The following is a 23,825-nucleotide window of genomic DNA, read 5'->3' on the forward strand; positions in this document are numbered from 1 at the left end:
GCCTCGCAGGTGAGCGCCGGTGATCGGCGCAAGATTGAATATGGCTCATGGTAGGTTCTTGCCTGGCCTTGCGCAAACGATTTTTTTGCACCCAGACATGCGTGTTGCGCATATCTTGCGGCATACTAGGGGTCTTTCACCGGCCCGATACCCCCATGTCACGCAAAATCCCGATGCTGCAGGCGCTCAATTGTTTCGAGGCGGCCGCGCGGCACCAGAGCTACACGCACGCGGCGCGCGAACTGTCGCTGACGCAAAGCGCCGTGTCGCGGCAGATTTCATCACTGGAAAGTTTTCTTGGTGTGCAACTATTCCAGCGCACGCGCCATGGCGTGTTGCTGACCAGCGCCGGCGCCGCGTATGCGCGCCAGATCGCGGCCCGCCTCGATGGCCTGGAGCGCGACACGCTCGACACCATGGCGCGCCAGGGCGGCGGCGGGGCATTGCAGCTCGCTTCCGTGCCCACGTTTGCCACGCGCTGGCTGATGCCGCGCCTGGGATCGCTGGCAGGGCGGCACCCCGACATCGTCGTGCATATCGACGCGTATACAAAACCGTTCATGTTTGCCGATACGGAATACGACGGCGCCCTATACGCGGGCACGCCCGAGCAGCTGGCGCGCTGGCCCGGCACGCGCGCCACCTTGCTGATGCATGAAGAGATCGTGCCCGTCGCCAGCCCGCGCCTGCTGGCGGCGCGCAGCGAATGGCAGCCGCAAGACATATTGGAATTGACGCTATTGCAGCAAAGCACGCGTCCGGGCGCCTGGCGCCAGTGGTTTGATGCCATGCAGGTCGATGGCGCACTGGCACACTACGGCGCCCGCTACGAACTGTTTTCCATGCTGGCCATGGCGGCCGTGCAGGGGCAAGGCGTGGTCTTGCTGCCGCGTATGCTGGTCGAAGCGGAACTGGCGCGTGGCGAACTGCGCATCGTTTGCGAGCGCCCACTGCGCGGCCAGCGCGCGTATTACCTGATCACGCCCGAAACGGCGCATGAAAAAACAGCCTTGCAGCAGTTCCGCGTCTGGCTGCAAGGTGAAGCCGCTTAGACGACTTTGCCGGTCTCGAAATGGGGATTGTCGATCAGGCCGATCTGGTTGCCGAACGGGTCGAGCAATTCCACCGTGCGAATGCCGTCGCCCACGTCCGTGATCGGATGGTGCAGTGTGCCGCCCAGCGCAACGATGCGCTCGACTTCCTGCTCGATGCCGTCCACGCCCCAGTACGTCACGCTGCCTTGCGTGCCTGGCTCGCCGCCTGGCAGCAGCCCAAGTTCGAAGCCGCCGATGGCAAAACCCACATAAAACGGCTGGTCGAAATACGGCGCCGCGTTAAATACCTGGCTGTACCAGGCTTTGGCCTGGTCCAGGTCGGGGACGGGATAGGTGACGGTGCGTAAGCCCTTGATCATGTTCTGCTCCTGGTGAATGAAGAATAACGCCATCATGCCACCGGCGCGTGCGGGGCGATTGGAAAAATGGAAGGTGCTCAGGCGCGCCGGCCCGTCAGCCACGCCTCGGGCGAACTGTGGGCGAAATCCTGGAAGTCGTGGATCAGGTGCGACTGGTCGAAATAGCCAAATTGCAAGGCCACTTGCGCCCAGTCCGGCTGCCCCGCCAGGCCTTGCATGCCGGCGCTGGCGGCGCGGAAACGGCAGATGCGGGCAAACAATTTCGGGCTGATGCCGACGTGCTGGCGAAATTGCAGCGCCAGGTGCTGGCGCGACACGCCCAGTTGCGCGGCCAGTCCGTCCACGCGCACCTGGCCGCATGCGCGTTCGATGGCCGCGATGGCATGTGCGGCCGCACCGGCCTGGCGCCGTGGCGGCGCGCTGCGCAGGCGCAGCAGCAGATAATCTTGCAAAACAGAAACTCTTTGTGCATTCGACAAGGGATCGCTCCACAGCGCGTCACCGAGGCGTGCCGCCAGCTCGCGGCCCCACAGTTGCTGCAGTCCCGTGCGGCCATCGCTCAGTTCGCACAAGGGCAGCTGGAAGAAGCGCGCCGCCGCGCCCGGCTTGAAGCGGGCCGCCACCGTCTGCACGAGACCCAGGCTGGCGACGGCAATCGGCGCCGTCATCATGCCCACGGCAAAGCTGGCATCTTGCTGGTCCTGGCACAGGATGTCGATGCAATTGTCGGGCAAGACCTGGTGCGTGACCGGTGTGGCGCCCGTCTGCACGCGGCAGGTCCAGACGCAGTCGAGCCAGGGCCGCAGGGCGGGAATGGGTAGATATTCCTGGTAGACGATCATGGCCGGCTTTGATGCAAAGAACAAGATTGCCCATATATTACACAGCATAATTGTGCGCCGGCCAAAATTTGCCAGGCCGGGCCGCCAGCGCGCCGCGCTATCGGGCGGCGACAACCAGTATAATGCTCGGTTCATATCCACTATTGGCCGCACATCATGCAAGATAAATATAGTCCCGCCGACGTCGAACAAGCCGCCCAATCGCACTGGAAGGCGATCGACGCCTACAAAGCCGTCGAACACGACCCGCGTTTCCCTAAAGGCAAGTATTTTGCCTGCTCGATGCTGCCTTACCCTTCGGGCAAGCTGCACATGGGTCACGTGCGCAACTATACGATCAATGATGTGATGTACCGCTACCTGCGCATGAACGGCTACAACGTGCTCATGCCGATGGGCTGGGATGCGTTCGGCATGCCGGCGGAAAACGCGGCCATGGCCAACAACGTGCCGCCCGCGCAATGGACGTATTCGAACATCGCCCACATGAAGCAGCAGATGGAATCGATGGGCCTGGCCATCGACTGGTCGCGCGAAATGACCGCCTGCAAGCCCGAATACTACAAATGGAACCAGTGGATGTTCCTGAAGATGCTGGAAAAAGGCATCATCTACAAAAAGACCGGCACCGTGAACTGGGACCCGATCGACCAGACCGTGCTGGCCAACGAGCAAGTCGTCGATGGCAAGGGCTGGCGTTCGGGCGCGCTGATCGAAAAGCGCGAAATCCCCATGTACTACGCGCGCATCACCGACTACGCGGAAGAATTGCTGGCGTATGTCGACGACAAGCTGCCGGGCTGGCCCGAGCGTGTGCGCACCATGCAGACCAACTGGATCGGCAAGTCGACGGGCGTGCGCTTCGCCTTCCCGCACCAGATCAAGGATGCCGAAGGCGCCCTGATTGGCGACGGCAAGCTGTATGTCTTCACCACCCGCCCCGACACCGTCATGGGCGTGACCTTCTGCGCCGTGGCCGCCGAGCACCCGCTGGCCCTCCACGCCGCGCAAAGCAATCCCGCACTGGCCGCCTTCAACGCCGAATGTAAACTCGGTTCCGTGATCGAAGCGGACATGGCAACGATGGAGAAGAAGGGCATGCCGACCGGCCTGTTCGTCACCCATCCGTTGACGGGCGCGCAAGTGGAAGTATGGGTCGGCAATTACGTGCTGATGACCTACGGCGATGGCGCCGTGATGGGCGTGCCGGCGCATGACGAACGCGATTTCGGCTTCGCCAAGAAATACAATCTGCCGATCAAGCAAGTGATCGAAGTCAAGGGTCAGGAATTTTCGACGGACGCCTGGCAGGAATCGTATGGCAGCAAGGACGGCGTCTGTGTCGCCTCCGGCAAATACGATGGCCTGCATTTCGCTTCCGCCGTCGATGCGGTGGCCGCCGACCTGGCAGAACTTGGCCTGGGCGAAAAGAAAACCACCTTCCGCCTGCGCGACTGGGGCATTTCGCGCCAGCGCTACTGGGGCACGCCGATCCCGATGATCCATTGCCTTGACTGCGGCGTGGTGCCGGTACCGGAAAAAGATCTGCCGGTGGTGCTGCCGGAAGACTGCGTGCCGGACGGCACGGGCAATCCGCTGAACAAGTACGAAGCCTTCCTGCAGTGCGACTGCCCGCAGTGCGGCAAGCCGGCGCGCCGCGAGACGGACACCATGGATACCTTCGTCGATTCGTCGTGGTATTACATGCGCTATACCTCGCCAGGCTCGAACGACGCCATGGTCGACGCGCGCAACGATTACTGGATGCCGATGGACCAGTACATCGGCGGCATCGAACACGCCGTCATGCACTTGCTGTACGCGCGCTTCTGGACCAAGATCATGCGCGACTTCGGCCTGGTCAAGTTCGACGAGCCGTTCGTCAATCTGCTGACGCAAGGCATGGTGCTCAACGAAACGTACTTCCGCAAGGACGCGGTGGGCAAGACCACCTGGTTCAACCCGGACGACGTGCGCCTGTCGCTCGATGACAAGGGCCGTCCGCAAAGCGCCGTCCTGGTGGCCGATGGCCAGCCGGTGGAAATCGGCGGCACGGAAAAAATGTCGAAGTCGAAGAACAACGGCATCGACCCGCAAGCGCAGATCGAGCAGTACGGCGCCGACACGGCCCGTCTGTTTACCATGTTTGCCTCGCCGCCGGAACAGACGCTGGAATGGTCGGGCAGCGGTGTCGAAGGCGCGAACCGCTTCCTGCGCCGCGTGTGGAACTTCGGCTACGCCCAGTCGGCCACGATCCAAGCCGCACTGGCTGGCGGCGCCGCACCGGCCACGGGCGACGCGCAGAAAAACCTGCGCCGCGAATTGCACAAGCTGCTGCAGCAAGCCGATTACGACTTGAAGCGCATCCAGTACAACACCGTGGTGTCGGCCTGCATGAAGATGCTCAATACGCTGGAATCGGCCAAGCTGGACGATAGCGCGCAGTCGAAGGCCCTGATCGCCGAAGGCTTCTCCATCTTCCTGCGTCTGTTGAACCCTGTCGCGCCGCACATCACCCACGTGCTGTGGCAGGAACTGGGCTACGCCGGCGTGCACGGCGACCTGCTGAACGTCGCCTGGCCGCAAGTTGACCCGGCCGCATTGGAACAGTCCGAGATCGAGATGATGATCCAGGTGAACGGCAAGCTGCGCGGCTCGATCACGGTGTCCAAGGATGCGGACAAGGCCAGCATCGAAGCGGCTGCGCTGGCATGCGAAAGTGTGCAAAAGTACGTCGAAACCACGCCGAAGAAGATCATCGTCGTGCCAGGCAAGTTAATCAGCATCGTGGTGTAATCATGACGACTTCCTCTCAAGTATCGCTGTTGGGCCGCCGTGCCGCGCTGGCGTTGGGGCTGACTGTTCTGCTGTCGGCCTGCGGCTTTCATTTGCGCGGTTCGAACGGCAGTTTCATGCTGCCGTTCGCGACGATGTACATCGGCTTGCCCGATACATCGCCGCTGGCGATTGGCCTGAAGCGCTATATCCGCGCCATCGGCAGCACGGAGGTGGTGGGCACCAAGGATGGCGCCGACGCTGTCCTTGAAGTGCTCAGCGACCCGGAGAGGAATCGTACCAAGACCATTTTGTCGCTGAACAAAAATGGCCGCGTACAAGAGTATCAACTTGGTTATTCGATCAATTTCCGCGTGCTGGACAAGGCCGGCAACCAGTTGCTGGCACCGACGACCATCAGCCTGGTGCGTCCGATTACCTTCGACGAGTCGCAGGTACTGGCCAAGGAAACCGAGGAGGCGGCGCTGTACCGCGACATGCGCAACGACCTGGTGCAGCAGATCATGCGCCGCCTGGCCGCCATCAAGCCGGTGCTGCCGGCCATGTCGGTGGCGCCCGTGACACCGGTCGCGCCGGCAGCCCCGCAGCAGTAACGGGGACGCCATGCAATTGCGGATAGACGCGCTCGACGGGCATGTGGCCAAGCCGCTGGCGCAGCTGTATGTGATCACCAGCGACGAACACTTGCTGGCGCTGGAAGCGGCCGACAAGATCCGCCGCGCGGCGCGCGCGCAAGGGTTTTCCGAACGCGACGTACTGACGGTGGAGCGCAGCTTCAAGTGGGGCGAACTGCTGGCGGCGAACCAGGAGCTGTCGCTGTTCGGCGATAAAAAGCTGATCGAGCTGCGCATCCCCACCGGCAAGCCGGGCAAGGATGGCGGGGCGGCGCTGCAAAGCTATGCGAAAAACCTCAGCCCCGATAACCTGACCCTGATCACCTTGCCCAAGCTGGACTGGGCCACGCAGAAGGCGGCCTGGGTCGCCAGCCTGCAGCAGGCGGCCGTGTATATCGAGATTCCGAATGTGGAACGGGCGCAGTTGCCGGCCTGGATATCGCAGCGCCTGGCCGCGCAGGGCCAGAGCGCGGAGCGCGCCAGCATCGACTTCATCGCCGAACGGGTGGAGGGCAATTTGCTGGCGGCGCACCAGGAGATCCAGAAACTGGGTTTGCTGCACGCGGCGGGCAAGCTGACGTATGAGCAAGTGCAGGACGCGGTGCTGAACGTGGCCCGCTACGATGTCTTCAAGCTGTCCGAAGCCATGCTGGCCGGCGATCCGGCGCGCCTGGTGCGCATGCTCGAAGGCTTGAAAGGCGAGGGCGAGGCGCTGCCGCTGGTGTTATGGGCCGTCTCCGAGGAAATCCGCACGCTGTTAAAATTGAAGGCCGGCATGGCGCAAGGGCGTCCATTGGGCGCGCTGCTGAAGGAATACCGCATCTGGGGTCCGCGCGAGCGGATGATGGAACCGGCCCTGCGGCGCATTTCGCTGCCCGTGCTGGAAGCGGCGCTGCAGCAGGCGGCGCAGGTGGACAAGATGATCAAGGGCTTGCGCGCCAAGGGCTACGCGGGCGATGCCTGGGATGCCATGCTGCAACTGGGCCTGAAGATCGCCAAGGGTTAACTTTTATGGATACGAGCATGGACATCACAGAATATATGCAGGACGTGGGCACGCGCGCGCGCGCCGCTTCGCGCGCCATGGCGCGTGCCGACAGCGCCACGCGCAACCGCGCCTTGACCCTGATCGCCGCCGCCATCGTGCGCGACGCGGACCTGCTGCGCGCGGCCAACCAGCGCGACCTCGATGCGGCTGCTGCCGCCGGCCTGGCCCCGGCCATGCTGGACCGTCTGACCCTGTCCGACGCCGCCATCGCCACCATGGTCGAAGGCTTGACGCAAATCGTCGCGCTGGCCGATCCGATCGGCGAAATCTCGAACATGAAGTTCCGCCCGACGGGCATCCAGGTGGGGCAGATGCGCGTGCCGCTGGGCGTCATCGGCATCATCTATGAAGCGCGTCCGAACGTGACGGTGGACGCGGCCGGCCTGTGCATCAAGAGCGGCAACGCGACGATTCTGCGCGGCGGCTCGGAAGCGATTCATTGCAACCGCGCGCTGGCCAAGCTGGTGGCCGAGGGCTTGCTGGGAGCAGGCCTGCCGGCCGATGCCGTGCAAGTGATCGATACCACCGACCGCGCCGCCGTCGGCGCCCTCATCACCATGCCGCAATTCGTCGACGTCATCGTGCCGCGCGGCGGCAAGGGCCTGATCGCGCGCCTGATGGCCGAGGCCACCGTGCCGATGATCAAGCACCTCGATGGCATCTGCCATGTGTACATCGACGCCAAGGCCGATATCAAAAAGGCGATCGATATCGGCTTCAACGCGAAGTGCCACCGCTACGGCACCTGCAACACCATGGAAACCCTGCTGGTGTCGCGCGCCATTGCCGCTACCGTGCTGCCGCAGCTGGCCGAACTGTACCTGACCAAGCAGGTCGAACTGCGTGCCGATCCGGAAAGCCATGCGATCCTGGCCGCCGCCGCTTATCCGCACCTGGTGCCCGCCACCGAGGAAGACTGGTCCACCGAGTACCTGGCGGCGATTCTGTCGATCAAGGTCGTCGACGGCATCGATGAAGCGATGGACCACATCAACCGGTATTCGTCCAAGCACACGGAGTCCATCATTACGGAAGACTACAGCGATGCGCTGCGCTTCCTGCGCGAAGTCGATTCCGCCTCGGTGATGGTAAACGCGTCGACGCGTTTTGCCGATGGCTTCGAGTATGGCCTGGGCGCCGAGATCGGTATCTCGAACGACAAGCTGCACGCGCGTGGCCCGGTGGGACTGGAAGGCCTGACATCGCTCAAGTACGTGGTCTTTGGCCACGGCGAAGTCCGTAAATAGTCTCTTCGCGGGTTGCCCACAAGGCGGCCCGCGCTCGCATTTTTCTCCACCTCTGACACTGGGAACCCCATGCTCTTTCTCTGGACCAAAGCCTTCCACATCATCTTCGTCATGTCCTGGTTTGCCGGCCTGTTTTATTTGCCGCGTATTTTCGTGAACCTGGCGATGGAGACGGAAACGGTGGCCACCGAGCGACTGTTGCTGATGGCGCGCAAGCTGTACCGCTTCATGTCCCTGCTGGCGCTGCCGGCGATGGTGCTGGGACTGGCGTTGATGTGGATGCTGTACGGTGGGGGCGAAGGCCGCATGAAGATGCCGGGCTGGATGCATGCCAAGCTGACGTTCGTGGTGCTGCTGCTCGGCTACCACCACGCCTGCGGTGCCATCCTGCGCAAGTTTGAAAAAGGTCTTAACAAGCGCAGCCACACCTGGTTCCGCTGGTTTAATGAAGTGCCGGTGGTGATGCTGCTGGTCGTCGTGGTGCTGGTCGTGGTCAAGCCTTTCTAAGGGAATCGAGATGAGTGCAAGCCAGAACAAAGTCGTGCAGTATTTCTTCGCGCCTCACTCGCCATGGACCTACCTGGGTCACGCGCGCCTGATGGCCATCGCCGCCAAGACGGGCGCTCAGATCGACGTGCGTCCCTTCGACCTGGGCAAGGTTTTCAGCGTGTCGGGCGGCCTGCCGCTGGCCAAGCGCGCACCGCAGCGCCAGGCGTATCGCCTGGCCGAACTGGCGCGCTGGTCGGCCTTTTTGCAAGTGCCATTGACCTTGCAGCCAAAGTTCTTCCCCGTCTCGCCGGAAGCGTCGGCCAAGCTGATCATCGCCACGCGCCTGGCGCACGGCGTGGAAGCATCGCTGAACCTGGCGCACGCCATCATGCGCGGCCTGTGGGCCGAAGAGCGCAATATCGGCGATGAAGAGACACTGGTGCAGATCGCCGTCGATGCGGGCTTCGAAGGCCGCCAGTTGCTGAAAACGTCGGAGACGGCCAGCGTGCAAGCCGAATACGATGCCAACACGGAAGCGGCGACTGCCGCCAGCGTCTTCGGCTCGCCGTGGTACATCGTCGATGGCGAAGGTTACTGGGGTCAGGACAGGCTCGATTTTGTCGAGCGGGCGCTGGAGACGTTGTAGGTCGGATTAGCGCTGCGCGCGTAATCCGACAAGCGCAGTCGGCGGCGGTGCATGTCGGCTTACGCCCTGGCGGGCTAATCCGACCTGCGCCGACCTGCGCAAGATATTGGATGTAGGTCGGATTAGCGCTGTGCGCGTAATCCGACAAGTTTTGAAATTTTTAGTTAATTGTTTTTCAACGGATAAAAGGTACACCATGGCTTCATATTTTTGCCCATGCCCGCGCGGCATGGAAGCGGCGCTGGCCGAGGAACTGGGCGAGATTGCCCAGGATAGTTCGACCATGAAGGTCCACAACCAGGTGCCGGGCGGCGTACATTGCTCGGGCGACCTGCTCGATTCCTACCGCATCAACCTGCATTCGCGTATTGCTTCGCGCGTGCTGATGCGCATGGCCCATTCCGGCTACAAGACGGAAAACGATATCTATGACCTGACCCTGGCGCAATCGTGGGAAGACTGGTTCGGCGTGCACCACACGATCCGCGTCGACGTCACGGCCGTGAAGTCGCCGCTGCGCAGCCTGGAATTCACGACATTGAAAATCAAGGATGCGATCTGCGACCGCTTCCGCGACCAGTTCAACGAGCGCCCATCGGTCAACACCAAGGCACCGGACATGCGCATCGTCGGCTTCCTCGACGCGCACACGTTTACCGTGTATCTCGACACCTCGGGCGAAGCCCTGTTCAAGCGCGGCTGGCGCGAAGAGACGGGCGACGCGCCGCTGCGCGAAAACCTGGCCGCCGGCCTGCTGCGCGTGTCGGGCTGGAAGCCGGGCATGGTGCTGTTCGACCCGATGTGCGGTTCCGGCACCATCCTGGCCGAAGCGGCGCAGATGCTGCAGGGGATTCCACCGGGCGCCACGCGCCAGTTCGCCTTTGAAAACTTCCACGACTTCGATCCGGCGCCGTGGAATGCCATGAAAAACGCCATCAAGGTCAATCCGCTGCCAGCCGAACCGACCATTTTCGGCAGCGATATCTCGGGCGACATGGTGGCCATGACGCGCCATAACCTGCGTTGCGCCGGCGTGCGTTTCGACGTGCCCTTGAAACAGATCGAGGCGCAGGAAGTCAAACCGCCAAGCGACGTGCCAGGCATCATGCTGACCAACCCGCCGTACGGCGAGCGTATCGGCGTGCGCGGCGACAGCACCATCCCGGAAGATGAATTGTCGACCTCCTTCTATTCGGCCATGGGCACGACCCTGAAGCAGCGTTTCGCCGGCTGGACGGTGTTCCTCTTCACGGCCGACCTGGGCTTGCCCAAGCTGCTGCGGTTGAAGGAAGCGCGCAAGACGCCATTCTTCAACGGCGCGCTGGAATGCCGTTTGTTCCGCTTCGATATGGTCGCAGGATACAACCGCCGCGAAGAGGCGAAGCCCAAGCCACAGCAGTAAGCGTTCACCGTAATACACCCGCAGTAACCCCGCGCGCGGACCGGAATCGGTCCGCGCGCCACTTTGGAACCGCCATGTTTCCCATCCCTCCGGCGAGTGTGCCGCCCGACCCGGTCACGCCCGTTCCGCCTCCCACCCCGAGCCACATGGCGCCGCTGAGCCGCGGTGCGCTGGCCATGCTGCTGGCGGGCCTGTCAATGCTGGGGCCTTTGTCGATCGACACCTATCTGCCCGCCTTTGGCGCGATCCAGGGTTCGCTGCAGGCGTCGCCGCTGGAAGTGCAGCAGTCGCTGACGTTCTACATGCTGGCCTTTGCCGGCATGGTGCTGTGGCATGGCGCGATCTCGGACACCTTTGGCCGGCGCAACGTGGTGCTGGTATCGCTGCTGATGTTTGCCATCGGCTCGCTCGGCTGCGCTTCGGCGCACACGGTGCATTATTTATGGTTTTTCCGCATCCTGCAGGGCGTCTCGGCTGGCGCCGGCGTGGTGATCAGCCGCGCCATCATCCGCGACCTGTATGCCGATGCGGCGGCGGCGCGTTTGCTGTCGCTGGTGACGATGATCTTTTCCATCGCCCCGGCCGTGGCGCCCATCCTCGGTGGCTGGATCGTCATCTGGTTCGACTGGCGCTCGATTTTCCTGTTCCTTGCCTTTTACACGGTGGTGCTGCTGGCGTTCTGCTACTGGCGCCTGCCTGAAACCCTGCCTTTGGCCAAACGCCAGCCCTTCAATCCCCGTTTCCTGGCATCGAGCTATGGCCAGATCCTGCGCTCGCCCCTGTTCCACATCAAGGCCGGCATCGTCGCCCTCAATTTCGCGGGCCTGTTCCTGTTCATCACGGCCGCGCCGGAAATGCTGCCCAAGCAGCTGGGCCTGGGGCCATCGCAATTCGCCTGGCTGTTCATTCCTTGCGTGAGCGGGATTTTCATGGGTGCCCTGGCGGCCAACCGCATCGCCGGCAAGGTCACGTTCGCGCGCCAGATCGGCATCGGCTTTGCCTTCCTGCTGTGCGCTGCCAGCGTCAATGTCGTGTACCACCTGTTCCTGCCGCCATCACTGCCCTGGTCGGTGCTGCCGCTGTTCTTCTACACCTTCGGCATGTCGCTGGTGGGGCCGGGCGCGACCCTGCTGGCGCTGGACCTGTTCCCGCATATCCGCGGCACTGTCGCCTCGTGCCAGTCGTTCGCCAGCACCTTGCTCGGTGCCGTGGTGGCCGGCGTGATCTCGCCGCTGCTGTCCGGTTCCGTGCTGTGGCTGGCCTCGGGCCAGCTGGCATTTACAGCGCTGGCGCTGGCGCTGTGGCTGATCTCGCGGCGCTTCCGCCACCGTTTGCTGGGTTCCTTCAAGGCATAAGTTTCCACGACAGAACGCTGGGTTTATTTCAACTTAATTTTCTATATTGCAATTAATACAGGATGCTATGATAAGATGACTTTTTCCCCGGCATCCTCTCAGGCAGTTTGTTTTTGGGTTACAGGAGTGGAGGATTGCTCTGGACGTGGCCGCGCTTCGCTGCTGAGCGCTCATCCTTTTCGAACCGGCAATGCCTGATACGATGCAAGAATCTGATCAAGATATTCGCAATCGCCTGCTGATTGCCCGCCTGCCGGCCATGCCGCAGATCCTCATCAAACTGATCGCCCACCTGCAGGCCGACGATGCCGGCATGCCGGAGCTGGCCGCCCTGATCGCCAAGGATGCGGGCATGAGCAGCAAGATCCTCGGCGTGGCCAACAGCTCGGCCTACCATCGCCAGGGCAAGGTCGTCAGCCTGGAACAGTCGCTCGTGTCGCTAGGCACGGACATGATCAAGACCCTGGTCATCAGTGAATCCGTCTTCCAGACCTTCAACAGCTTTCCCCATTCCGGCAGTACGGATTTGCGCGCCTTCTGGAAAAGCTCGCTGTCGGTCGCCGTCATGGCGCGCGCGCTGGCCAAGGCCATGGCCTATCCGCACGTCGAGGAAGCGTATCTGGCAGGCTTGCTGCACAACGTGGGCCGCCTGGCCTTGTTGGCCACGGCGCCGAAGGAATACGCGTTCAATTTCACGGCGCGCGACGATGCCGCCCTGTGCGCGGTGGAGCAGCGCACCTTGCAGATCACGCATGCCGAAGCGGGCGCCTGGCTGATCGAGCGCTGGCAGCTCGATTCCTTCCTGGCCGACAGCGTGCTGTATCACCATGAACCGCTGGCGCGCCTGGAGGCCAGTCATCCCTTGATCCGCATCGTGCGCCTGGCGCACCTGCTGTGCTGCCATGCCGACGATGCGGAATCGATTGCGCAGGCGGCGCAATTCTGCGCGCTGGAGCTGGAGGTACTGGACAAGCTGGCCGGCAGCGTCGCGCGCCAGGTGCAGCAGACGGCTCAGCATCTGGGCATCGACCTGGCCGGCGCGGACGATATCGCCACCCCGCCCGCGTATGCGCCGCCATCCGTCGATCCGGTGCAGCAGCGCCTGTCCGACGAAGTGCGCAACATGGTGCTGGTATCCGAAGTGGGCCAGACCTTTGCCCGGCAGCAGGGCGAGAGCAGCCTGCTCGAAGCCATCACCCGCTCGGCGCGCATCCTGTTCGATTTCGACACCGCCATCATCCTGCTGCAAAACCCCACCGGCCATGCGCTGGTGGGCGTGGCGGCGGGCGAACATCAGCAGCGCCTGGCCGGCTTCTCGATCCCGCTGGCCAAGGGCGGGCCCCTGGCCGCCGCGGCGCTGGAAGGCAAGCAGGCGTTCTTGAAACGCGACATGCCGGCGCTGGGCATCGTCGAGGAGCAGATGTTTCGCATTCTTGGTACCGATAGCCTGGTCTGCGTGCCTTTGGTGGCGGGCCAGCGCAGTCTTGGGGTGCTGATCGGCGGCGTGGCGGCGTGGCAGATTGCCGCTTGCCAGAAGCGCGAGGGTTTCCTGCGCGCGTATGCCAACCAGGCCGCCATGGCGCTGGAAACGGCCGTCAGTGCGCGCGGCCTGGCACGGCGCCAGCTCGATCACGTGGCCGAGGAGTACCGCACCGCCTCGCGCCGCGTCGTGCATGAAGTGAATAACCCGCTATCCATCATCAAGAACTATCTGAGCGTGCTCGATCACAAGCTGGAGAAACAGCAACCGGTCAGCAGCGAGATGGCTATCCTGAACGAAGAGATCGACAGGGTCGGGCAGTTGATCGGCGGCCTGGCCGATCTGCAGCCGGTGGCGTCTAGTGGTGTGACCGATTGCGCGCGCGTGGTCGACGATGTGCTGCGATTGTTCCGCGCCACCGACTTCCTGCCGCCGAAGATCGAGGTGGTCACGCGCATGCAGGACGCGCCATGCGAGGTGGAGGCCGATGCCGGCATGCTCAAGCAAATCCTGCTCAACCTGCTGAAAAACGCCGTCGAAGCCTTGCCCGATGGCGGGTGCATCGAAGTGGCGAACCGTGGCCACGTCAACCGCGACCGTCGCCTGTATCTGGAACTGTGCGTCAGCGACAATGGCGCCGGCCTGGCGCCGGAGGTGCTGGCCAATCTGTTCTCGCCCGTACGCAGCAACAAGGAAGGGGCGCATCATGGCCTGGGCCTGTCCATCGTGCACGATTTGGTCACGCGCCTGCATGGCGTGATCGGCTGCCGCAGCAGCAAGTCCGGCACCTCGTTTGAAATCATGCTGCCCATTCCCTTGCCGGCGAGCGCTGCAGCCGCGCTGCCCGGGCCCGGCAATACCGCCCTGTCTTTGTAACGTCCATGAACTCCTCCGCCATTCCATTTGACCTGGAAAACAGCCCGCGCATCCTGCTGGTCGATGATGAGCCCCGGCTGCTCGCTTCCCTCCACGAATTGCTGAAGGACCGCGGCTACCAGCTGTACACGGCCACCTGCGGCAGCGAGGCGCTGGCGCAGTTGTCGAAACTGCGCTTCGACCTGATCCTGCTCGACTTGCGCCTGCCCGACATGAGCGGCCATGAAATCATGGACCACATCAACCGGCGCGGCATCGAGGGCGACGTGATCGTCATGAGCGGCGACGTCGGCATCGAGGCGGCCATCGGCGCCCTGAAACGTGGCGCCTACGATTATCTGCGCAAGCCTTACAGCCGCGAGGAGCTGCTCAAGACGGTGGAGAACGCGCTGCAAAAGCGCAAGCTGGCGCTGGAAAACGAGCGTATCGCGCTGCAGCTGGAAAACTCGGAAAAGATGTATCGCTACCTGGTCGACAGCTCGCCCGATATCATCTATACCCTGAACCACGAAGGCCGTATCACCTTCATCAATGATCGGGTGCACCAGTTGCTGGGCTTTAGCCGCGAAGAGCTGATCGGCAGCCATTATTCCATCCTCGTGCACGACGAAGACCAGGAGCGGGCGCGCTATGCCTTCAATGAGCGCCGCCTCGACGAGCGCGCCTCGCGCAATGTGGAGCTGCGCCTGAAGTGCCATAGCGGCAGTGGCAGCGACCGTACCTTCAACAACACGCTGATGACGATTCCGCTCAATTCGATCGGCATGCACGGCCTCGATCACGACGCCAGGAAGCAGGAATATTTCGGCACGTATGGCGTGGCGCGCGACATCACCGACCGCAAACGGGCCGAGGAAGTCATCTCCTACCAGGCTTACCACGATATCCTGACGGACCTGCCGAACCGCATGCTGTTCAAGGATCGCCTGGGCCTGGCCGTGATCCAGGCGCGGCGCAAGCTGACGGAACTGGCCGTGATGTTCATCGACCTCGATCGTTTTAAACTGGTCAACGATACCCTGGGCCACGTGAAGGGCGACGAGTTGCTGCAGCAGGTGGCGTTGCGCCTGAAGGATTGTTTGCGCCGCGGCGATACCCTGGCGCGCCAGGGCGGCGATGAATTCACCATCGTGCTGCCGGAACTGCGCGACCGCCAGGATGCGCGCCTGATCGCCGACAAGTTCCTCGAATGCCTGCACCAGCCCTTCGACCTCGATGGCAACCAGGTGCATATTTCGGCCTCCATCGGCATCGCCATCTATCCGGGTGACGGCGAGACCATCGACGAGTTGCTGCGCCACGCCGACATCGCCATGTACCAGGTCAAGGCGCTGGGCAAGAACGGCCACAGTTTTTATCACGAGTCCATGCTCGACGTGTCGCACCAGAAGATCGCGCTCGAGCAGAGCCTGCGCAAGGCACTGGAGCTGAATCAGCTGGAAATGTATTACCAGCCGCAGGTGGACGTGATGACGGGCCGCATCGTCGGCGCCGAAGGGCTGATGCGCTGGAACCACCCGCAGCGGGGCTTGCTGACGGCCGGCGAATTCCTGCCGTTCGCCGAGGAAAACGGCTTGATGCTGCCGATCTCGGACTGGATGCTGGGCGCCCTGTGCCGCGACCTGGTGCAGTGGAACGCGGCCGGCGGCGAAGCCGTGCGCCTGTCGCTGAATCTGTCGCCGCAATACCTGGACCGGGGCGACTTTTTCGAAAAGATGCGCGGCGCGCTGACGCGCTACGGCATCGCGCCGGAAAAGATCGAAGTGGAAATCACTGAAAACATCTGCATCCGCAATCCGCAATATGCGATCGAGCAGTTGAACAAACTGTGCCAGCTGGGCGTGTCGGTCGCCATCGACGATTTCGGCACCGGCTATTCCTCGCTGTCGTATCTGCACCGCTTCCCCATCCACACCATCAAGATCGACCAGTCGTTTGTGAAGGAAATCCACGACGAGCATGGACACTATCCCGTGATCCTGGCCATCATCTCGATTGCGCGCGGCCTGGGCCTGCACCTTATCGCCGAAGGCGTGGAAACGGAAGGCCAGGCGCGCTATCTGCAGGACAAGGGTTGCACCACGATGCAGGGCTATCTGTACCACCGGCCCATTTCGCTGGGCAGCTTCATCGGCGTGCTGCAGGAGCAGAACCGCCTGATCGTCGATGCCGCCCCCGCGCTGTCGCAGACGCTGGCCATCGAGGCCTGAGCCATGCCGCCTGCCGCTCCCCGCTCCGCGCCCGTTCATTCCACGGCCGCGCATTCCACAGCTGCTCATTACACGGCTGCTCATTACACAGCCGATTACCTGCGCCTGAAAGGGCAGGCCGAGAAGGGCAATGCGAATGCCCAGCACAGCCTGGGCTTCATGTATTTCAACGGCCAGGGTATCGAGCAAAGCTATGCGCTGGCGCTGCACTGGTATGGCCTGGCTGCCGCGCAGGGACTCGAGCACGCCCAATACAACCTGGGCGTGATGTGCCAGAAGGGACAGGGCGTGGCGCAGGATTTCGTGCAGGCCGCGCACTGGTACCAGCAGGCGGCCGAGCAGGGTTACGCGGCGGCGCAGTACAACCTGGGCTGGCTGTATGCCAAGGGCCAGGGACTGGCGCAAGATAGCGGGCAAGCCATGCTGTGGTTCAGCCGCGCGGCCGAGCAGGGCGACGCGGGCGCGCAAAACAATCTGGGCATGATGTATGACAATGGCAAGGGCGTGCCGCAGGATTTCGTGCAAGCCATCAATTGGTATCGCAAGGCGGCCGAACAGGGCTATGCGCGCGCCCAGTTCAACCTGGGCCTGCACTACGACAATGGCCAGGGCGTGCGGCAGGACCGCCAGCAGGCGACCGCCTGGATGCGCAAGGCGGCCGAGCAGGGCTATGCGCCGGCCCAGTTCAGCCTGGCGCTGCGCTATGAAAACGGCGACGTGCTGCCGCAGGACAGCGGGCAGGCGATCAGCTGGTACCGGCGCGCGGCCGGGCAGGGCCACGCCAGTTCGCAGTTCAACCTGGGCCTGATCTACGACAATGGCCAGGGCGTGCCCTGCGATAAACAGGCGGCGCTGGCGTGGTACGTGAAGGCGGCAGGGCAGGGCCACGCGGCGGCCCAGCACAACCTGGGCCTGCACCATGAACATGGCGCGCAGGACTATACCCGCGCGCAGGTGTTCTACCGCCAGGCGGCCGGGCAGGGTTTTCCCGCCGCGCAGTATCAGCTGGGACTCCTGCATGAGCATGGACAGGGCATGCCTGCCGATGCGCAGGAAGCCATCTTCTGGTATCGCAAGGCGGCCGACCAGGGACATGTGCGGGCGCAATTCGACCTGGGCCTGCGTTATGAACATGGCCAGGGCGTACCGCAGGACCTTTCGCTGGCGCTGGAGTGGTACCGCCGCGCCGCCGAGCAGGACTACGCGCCGGCGCAATACATGCAGGGTGTCTTGCACGACCGCGACGATGGCCCTGCACCCGACAGCCAGCAGGCCTGCGCCTGTTACTGCCGCGCCGCCGCGCAGGGTCACAGCCTGGCCCAGTTTGCGCTGGGCCTGCGGCACGACAATGGCCAGGATGTGCCGCAGGATTATGCTGCCGCCTGGGACTGGTACGCGCTGGCCGCGCGCCAGGGCCATGCGCGGGCGCAACTGAATCTGGGCTTGATGGCGGCCAGCGGCCAGGGTGGCCCGCTCGATTTGCAGCAGGCGTATATCTGGCTGTCGATGGCCGTGGCGGCCGGCGTGGCCGGTGCGGAAAAATCCTTGCGCCAGACAGCGGCGCGCATGCGCGAGACAGATCTGGTGCGGGTGCGCGAACATCTGGCGGCGATAGCAGGCTGAGCTGCGCCGCCGGCGTTAGCGTGCGCGGATACAACAGCAGGTGCTGTATAGTCCTTTCCCTCCGCCATCTGCGGCCCCCTTGTTTGCCCCGGACACAACAAATTGCTGCAGTATTTGCAGTTTTGATGTGCTAATGTTCCAGCAGAAGGTGGTCTGACTAGTCTTTAGAAAAGGAAAACCATGCGCCTGAACCCTTTCCCTGGCCGTCCGGCCGCCATCCTGTGCGCGCTGGCGCTGCTGTCGTCCGGCGCAGGCGCCGCCAGTCCCCTCGATGCCCTCAGCAACCAGGATGCCAGCAATGGTTTGAAAGCGGCGCTGCAAGCCGGTTCCGCTGCCGCCGTATCGAAACTGGGTGTCGAGAATGGTTTCCTGAACAACGACAAGGTCAAAATCAAGCTGCCCGGCATCCTGGAGCAAGCCCAGCCTTTGCTGAAAATGACGGGCCGCGGCCAGCAACTGGACGATCTGGTGGTGGCGATGAACCGTGCCGCCGAATCGGCCGTGCCCATGGCCAAGCCCTTGCTGCTCGATGCGGTCAAGTCGATGAGCGTGACCGATGCGAAAAATATCCTGTCCGGTGGCGATACCTCCGTGACGGATTTCTTCCGCCAGAAGACCTCGGCGCCGCTGGCCGTCAAATTCCTGCCCATCGTGAAATCCGTGACCGACCGTTCCGGCCTGGCCGGAAAATACAACAGCACCATGAGCCAGATCGGCAAGACGGGACTGGTGCCGCAGCAACAATCGACCGTGGAAGGCTATGTCACGGACCGGGCGCTTGACGGCCTGTATCTGATGATAGGCGAGGAAGAGAAAGCCATCCGCAGTAATCCGCTCGCGTATGGCAGCAAGATTATCGGCAAAGTATTTGGCAGTTTGAAGTGAGTATAGAGGCGTGCTGCGAAGCCGCAGGCGGCGTTTGCGCCGCACTGACAGGTGTCGCGCAAGGGAAACAAGTTAAGCATTTGCTACAAGAAAATAATGTTAAAATTCCGCGACATACATTCCAGGGGCATGCTTAAGCAACGCTCAACTGCCCGGAAGTGCCGAATTTAGTGGCGAACTGATGCGTGGTATTGCGAGATGCCCGTCGGTTGGCCTTTTTTCGTTTTATTCACGTCCCCCAAGCTCATTGATTTTCTGAAGACATCGTCAGGAATTCCAGGTGCAGGATATTTTAGGTAGCCGGATTTGTTAAGCGTACTCAGAAAATCAATTAAATATACCTGGTGTGGCTGCCTGGTGCTTGGCGCGCCTTCGGCGATGGCCGCGACGCCGAATCACGGTGGTCAATCCGGGTATATCAATATGCCCAGCGCCGTGGTGGAAACGGACGGTACCTTCAGCGTCGGCTATAGCTACGACAGCCCGTACGGTCAGTTGTGGGTCACGTCGGATATCCTGCCTTTCCTGCAAATGACGGGACGTTATGTGTCGATCACGGGCATTGCTGGTTTTACCAATGTGCCCGGTGAGTATGGCAGTGGCTATGGCCGCTACAAGGATAAAGTCGTCGACGGAAAATTGCGCCTGTGGACGGAAACAGAGTGGATGCCATCGGTCGCCGTCGGCATGACGGACCTGTTCGGTACCGAGCTGTTCAAGGGGCAATATGTGGTTGCCACTAAGACTTTTGGCGCCCGCAAGAATATCGAAGCGAGCCTGGGCTATGCGCATAAACGCCCAGACGGCGTGTTTGCCGGCGCGCGCTGGACCCCGGCCTCGCTGCCGCGCTGGTCGGTGGTGGCCGAGTACGATGCAACGAATTACGTGCGCGACTTCCGCGCCAGCGAAACGACTGCCGGCAAGCGCCGCAAGGGCGCCTCCGTGGGCCTTGAGTACCGCTGGGGCTGGCTTGCCCTGCAAGCGGCACGCAGCCGCGACCAGTTCAGCCTGAACGCCTATGTCAGCATTCCGTTTGGCGAGCGCGAGTTCGTCCCCAAGGTGTATGAGCCAGCGTATTTCGTCGACGACAAGAATCCACCGCCACTGCCGAGCAAGGAAGAATGGCACCGCGACGCCGTGTACGGCGCCGATCTGGTAAAGGCGCTGGTAAAGCAGGACTACAAGAATATCCGTGTCGAGCAGGAAGGCAATACCCTCAGCCTGAGCCTGACCAACAGCCGTATTTCGACCATGGGCCGCGCCGTTGGCCGTGCCGCGCGCACTGCCGTCGCCTTCACGCCGAAGGGCGTGACGACCCTGCGCATCACGTACACCAAGCTGGACCAGCCGATCGCCACCTACGAATTCTTTGATTTGCCAAAACTGAACGACTATTTGGCAGGCAAGATCGACCGCAAGGCTTTCCTCGACGTCGTGCTGCTGCGCTATCCGGAGAAAAGCGATGTCATCCGGGATGATCAGCAAAGCTGGCTGAAAGAATTCCTCGACACGCCGGCGCCCGTCGTGGCCGCTGCACCGGTACCGGCTGCGGTACCTGCCGCCGCATCGGCTCTGGCCATTGCGCCCACTGCGCCTGTCGTTGCGCCGGCAGCGCCCGCGCCCGCAGCCGTCAAGCCAGCCGATGTCCTCAAGGATGATGGCAAGCTGGCCGTCGGTGTCGGCGTCGATGGCGACGTGGTGCAAATCAAATCGCTGGACCGGGAAGCGAACCGTTTCAAAATCGCTCCCAAGGTGGGCTTCTTCTTCAATGATCCGAGCGGCGCTTTCCGCTATTCGATTTCGGCCGTGGCCAACTATGATCGCCGCCTGGGCGATGGCCTGTACCTGAATAGCGCGGCCAGCCTGCAGTTGCTGGAAACGGTATCGGGCGTCAAGCAGCCATCGAACAGCAACTTGCCGCATGTGCGCACGGATGTGGCGGAATATTTGCGCGGCGGACGTTTCTCGTTGAGCCGCGTCTTGCTGAACAAATATGACAATCCCGCCGAGCGCGTGTATACCCGCCTGTCGGCCGGCTTGTATGAAGACATGTTCCGCGGTGTGGGCGGCCAGGTGCTGTACCTGCCGAAGGACAGCCGCTGGGCGGCCGACGTGGCCGTCGATGCCTTACAGCAGCGTGGCTACAAAGGCTTGCTCGACTCGCTCGACTACAAGACGGTGACGGCAATCGGCTCCCTGCACTACCGCTTGCCGCACGACATTACCGTCACGGCGCGTGCCGGCCGCTTCCTGGCGAAAGACACGGGCGTGCGCGTGGAATTCAAGCGCCGCTTCCAGTCCGGCATCGAAGTGGGCGCCTGGTACACGCATACGAACGGCAACGATATCACCAGTCCTGGCACGCCATCGAAGCCCTATCAGGACCGTGGCATCTTCCTGTCCGTGCCCTTGAACAGTATGTTGCCGATGGATACGCAGTCGACGGCCGGCTTCTCTATTTCCCCGTGGACACGCGACGTGGGGCAGATGGTAGCCTCGCCGGGTGACCTGTACGATATGCTGGAGCGCCCGCGCGCCGATATGCACAGTTACGATGGCCTCGGTAATTTTGCCGAGCGTCCCGACGAGCAGAACCTGCCTGCGGTGAATCCACCAGACCGGCCATTTGTCAGCCCGTGGCCCGCCATGCGCGCGCGCCTGCAGCAATCCGCATCTGCTACGCCGAGCGCCCCTGAATGGCTCAAGGCGACGGCGGTGGTCGGCGGCGTGGTACTGGCATCAGCCCTCAGCGACAAGCCCGTCGACCGTTTCGTCAAGAAACATGAAGATTCCAGGGTGTACCGCAACTGGGACAAGCTGGGCAAGGCCATGCCATACGCGGTAGTGGGAGCGGCGGCCGCCGCCTTCGCCCTGGGCGATGAGCGCATGCAAAATACGGGACTCATTTCCCTGCAATCGGTTGCCGCGGCCACGGGCGTGGCGGTGGCCGGCAAATATGCGTTTGGCCGTGCCCGTCCGGAGGAAGACCTCGGAGCGTGGAGCCGTGTCGGCAGCGGCAGTTCCCGTTCGAACTCATCCTTCCCTTCAGCGCATGCCGCCATCGGCTTTGCCGCCGTGACGCCGTTTGCCAAGGAATACGATGCGCCATGGCTGTACAGTGTGGCTGCCGTGGGTTCCGCCGGCCGCGTATTTGGCCGCAAGCACTGGGTGTCCGACACGGTCGCCGGCGGCATCGTCGGCTACGCCATGGGCAGCTGGCTGTGGCACGCGCAGCGCGACCAGAGCAAATCGGGTTTGTCGATCAACCCTGGCCCGAAAGAAATCAGCGTGACCTGGCGGAGTAAATACTAAGTCCTGTGGTATTGGGGAATCCCTCCGTCCGGCTTAAGCCGGACATAGGTCTACCGGCTCGACATTCATCAACGTTACGCCACCCGGGCAGACGCGAAAGCCGCAATACAGGAATACATCGAAAGCTTTTACAGCCGCCAGCGGCGCCACTCGCGCCTCGGCAATGTTCCGCCCGCGTTGTTCGCTGAAAAATTCAGCAAACAGCCACGGGCGGCTTGAAACAAGAGTGTCCGCTATTGACAGTACACCTCAGACCGCTGGCATCGTGTTCGATGTGGCTATCGACTTGCGCAAGAGTTCGCCAACGTTTGGCTGCTGGGTAGGTGTCGAGTTATCGGCGTCCAACAAACGCCAGTTGTGGATGGTGGAAGGTTTTGCCCGCGGTTTCGTGATGACCAGCAACAGTGCCGAGTTCCTGTACAAGACCACGGACTAATGGGTGCGGGAACTCGAGCGCAGCATCCTGCGGGATGATCCGGCGATCAGGATCGACTGGTCGCTCGAAGCAGAGCTATTGTTATCCTGCAAGGACAAAGCGGGCACCTTACCGGACGACGCCGACGTCTTTGCCGGACCGCGGACGCCAGCATGGCGTGACGTGTTCAGTACGCCAATGTTTCAACTAAGAAAGCGACAAAGACGCCCACGGCGCTCAGGCTGAGGACGAGGACCGCTCCTGCGGCGCAATCCTTGGCAATTTTGATACTGGGATGCAAGGCCGGGTGCAAATGGTCGCTCAGCTGCTCAAGTGCCGTATTGAAGAGTTCCGCCGCGAGGACCATGCCGCAGTTGAGCAGCAGCAGCGCCCACCAGATCATGGCTGGTTTGCTCCAGGCAAGCACCAGCACTACCAGGAAGGTGGCAAGGCATTGCAGCCGAAAGCTCGATTCCAGGTGGATGGCGGTAGCTATGCCTTCCAGCGCGTATTTCATGCGCTTGAAAAAAGGCTGGTTCTTCATGGACATGGCAGTAGGGTCTTGATGTGGGAAGATTCGGTTATCGCGGGCATATGGCAAGACTCATGCTTTTGCAACCGAGCAGGCCAGCTGATAGCAATTATTCTTGAGGAAGCAAAAATAAAAGCCCATTTTCAAATGACATGAAAAAGGGCTTTTATTGTGACGCTGGACATATCGCTAGGACATGTCAGCTATCTGTGCTGCAGGTCCACCACCCTTTGGCTCGACATCAAGCCGAGGGGGCGATCTTGGCTGCCTGGGCAGCCAGGTATTAATGGTGGGTTGGGGTGGTGTGCGTGGTGGTCGAATCCGAGCTTGCTGCACCGGCCACAACGGCAACTGCTGCGCCGATGGCGATCAGGGCGCTGGTGCTCAGGCCGGCAGCAGCGCCAATACCGGCAGCAGCGCCAGCGCCAGCGCCAGCGCCAGCGCCAGCAGCACCAGCAGCGGGTGCTGGAACAGGTGCGCCACCAACTGGTGCCGTCGTTTGAGCCATGGCTTGTGCGGAAGCGAAGCACAGGATTGCCGAAGCGATCAGAATTTTCTTCATGGGATATCCTTTTAGGTTGAACAGCGGGAATGCTAAACTGTCACGCGATTGTAGCAACATTTCTCCCGCTAGTCTGC

General features: G+C 62.3%; 17 protein-coding genes and 2 pseudogenes. 16 read left to right on the plus strand and 3 right to left on the minus strand.

All coding sequences use genetic code 11. The features are described 5' to 3' along the window. Positions 1-155 precede the first annotated feature (155 nt). Entirely contained in the window at positions 156-1,052 is an 897-nt protein-coding gene (locus CLU93_RS13905; protein WP_180287852.1) for a LysR substrate-binding domain-containing protein, read from the plus strand. Here CLU93_RS13905 and CLU93_RS13910 read toward each other — a convergent pair. Together CLU93_RS13910 and CLU93_RS13915 are read right to left on the minus strand one after the other, a co-directional pair. Next, the gene (locus tag CLU93_RS13910; RefSeq protein WP_099764383.1) at positions 1,049-1,414 is read right to left on the minus strand and encodes a VOC family protein; all 366 of its coding nucleotides are present in this window, start codon (positions 1,412-1,414) and stop codon (positions 1,049-1,051) included. The genes CLU93_RS13905 and CLU93_RS13910 overlap by 4 nt on opposite strands. Before the next feature lie 77 nt (positions 1,415-1,491). Further along, positions 1,492-2,280, minus strand: a complete 789-nt coding sequence (locus tag CLU93_RS13915) for an AraC family transcriptional regulator (protein WP_257224964.1) — start codon at positions 2,278-2,280, stop codon at positions 1,492-1,494. A 132-nt stretch (positions 2,281-2,412) separates the two neighbouring features. Here CLU93_RS13915 and leuS point away from each other — a divergent pair, with 132 nt between their 5' ends. From leuS to CLU93_RS28590, 15 genes and pseudogenes are all read left to right on the plus strand, one after another. Beyond that, positions 2,413-5,052: a leucine--tRNA ligase gene (gene leuS, locus CLU93_RS13920; protein WP_099761927.1), complete on the plus strand. Its 2,640-nt coding sequence runs from the start codon at positions 2,413-2,415 to the stop codon at positions 5,050-5,052. A 2-nt stretch (positions 5,053-5,054) separates the two neighbouring features. Continuing rightward, a complete protein-coding gene (locus CLU93_RS13925) occupies positions 5,055-5,645 on the plus strand; it encodes an LPS-assembly lipoprotein LptE (protein ID WP_099761928.1) in 591 nt (196 codons plus the stop codon). 10 nt (positions 5,646-5,655) lie between these two features. After that, positions 5,656-6,672 (plus strand): DNA polymerase III subunit delta, encoded by a 1,017-nt coding sequence (holA, locus tag CLU93_RS13930; RefSeq protein WP_099761929.1) that lies wholly within the window; start codon positions 5,656-5,658, stop codon positions 6,670-6,672. A gap of 17 nt (positions 6,673-6,689) precedes the next feature. After that, on the plus strand, positions 6,690-7,961 hold the full coding sequence (locus tag CLU93_RS13935) for a glutamate-5-semialdehyde dehydrogenase (protein WP_099764385.1): 1,272 nt from the start codon (positions 6,690-6,692) through the stop codon (positions 7,959-7,961). Positions 7,962-8,030: 69 nt separating this feature from the next. Continuing rightward, a complete protein-coding gene (locus CLU93_RS13940; protein ID WP_099761930.1) occupies positions 8,031-8,468 on the plus strand; it encodes a CopD family protein in 438 nt (145 codons plus the stop codon). Positions 8,469-8,478: 10 nt separating this feature from the next. Next, positions 8,479-9,096, plus strand: a complete 618-nt coding sequence (locus CLU93_RS13945; RefSeq protein WP_099761931.1) for a 2-hydroxychromene-2-carboxylate isomerase — start codon at positions 8,479-8,481, stop codon at positions 9,094-9,096. A gap of 196 nt (positions 9,097-9,292) precedes the next feature. Further along, positions 9,293-10,498 (plus strand): THUMP domain-containing class I SAM-dependent RNA methyltransferase, encoded by a 1,206-nt coding sequence (locus tag CLU93_RS13950; protein ID WP_373629846.1) that lies wholly within the window; start codon positions 9,293-9,295, stop codon positions 10,496-10,498. A gap of 74 nt (positions 10,499-10,572) precedes the next feature. Then, the gene (locus CLU93_RS13955) at positions 10,573-11,853 is read left to right on the plus strand and encodes a multidrug effflux MFS transporter (RefSeq protein WP_218968337.1); all 1,281 of its coding nucleotides are present in this window, start codon (positions 10,573-10,575) and stop codon (positions 11,851-11,853) included. A 202-nt stretch (positions 11,854-12,055) separates the two neighbouring features. Further along, a complete protein-coding gene (locus CLU93_RS13960; RefSeq protein ID WP_257224965.1) occupies positions 12,056-14,209 on the plus strand; it encodes an HDOD domain-containing protein in 2,154 nt (717 codons plus the stop codon). 5 nt (positions 14,210-14,214) lie between these two features. Further along, positions 14,215-16,419, plus strand: a complete 2,205-nt coding sequence (locus tag CLU93_RS13965; protein ID WP_099761935.1) for an EAL domain-containing response regulator — start codon at positions 14,215-14,217, stop codon at positions 16,417-16,419. 3 nt (positions 16,420-16,422) lie between these two features. Then, a complete protein-coding gene (locus tag CLU93_RS13970) occupies positions 16,423-18,042 on the plus strand; it encodes a tetratricopeptide repeat protein (protein WP_257224966.1) in 1,620 nt (539 codons plus the stop codon). A gap of 180 nt (positions 18,043-18,222) precedes the next feature. Next, positions 18,223-18,927 (plus strand): DUF4197 domain-containing protein, encoded by a 705-nt coding sequence (locus tag CLU93_RS13975; RefSeq protein WP_099761936.1) that lies wholly within the window; start codon positions 18,223-18,225, stop codon positions 18,925-18,927. Positions 18,928-19,305: 378 nt separating this feature from the next. After that, the gene (locus CLU93_RS13980; protein ID WP_099761937.1) at positions 19,306-22,239 is read left to right on the plus strand and encodes a YjbH domain-containing protein; all 2,934 of its coding nucleotides are present in this window, start codon (positions 19,306-19,308) and stop codon (positions 22,237-22,239) included. 66 nt (positions 22,240-22,305) lie between these two features. Next, positions 22,306-22,458, plus strand: a pseudogene (locus CLU93_RS28585) (IS3 family transposase); the annotation flags it as partial. 34 nt (positions 22,459-22,492) lie between these two features. Further along, positions 22,493-22,807, plus strand: a pseudogene (locus CLU93_RS28590) (dTDP-4-dehydrorhamnose 3,5-epimerase family protein); the annotation flags it as partial. A 34-nt stretch (positions 22,808-22,841) separates the two neighbouring features. On the opposite strand, the gene CLU93_RS13990 reads toward CLU93_RS28590, so the two are convergent. Next, the gene (locus CLU93_RS13990; RefSeq protein ID WP_218968338.1) at positions 22,842-23,204 is read right to left on the minus strand and encodes a diacylglycerol kinase; all 363 of its coding nucleotides are present in this window, start codon (positions 23,202-23,204) and stop codon (positions 22,842-22,844) included. Positions 23,205-23,825 lie beyond the last annotated feature (621 nt).

This window comes from Janthinobacterium sp. 35, assembly GCF_002754575.1.
GTDB classification, from domain to species: domain Bacteria; phylum Pseudomonadota; class Gammaproteobacteria; order Burkholderiales; family Burkholderiaceae_D; genus Janthinobacterium; species Janthinobacterium tructae.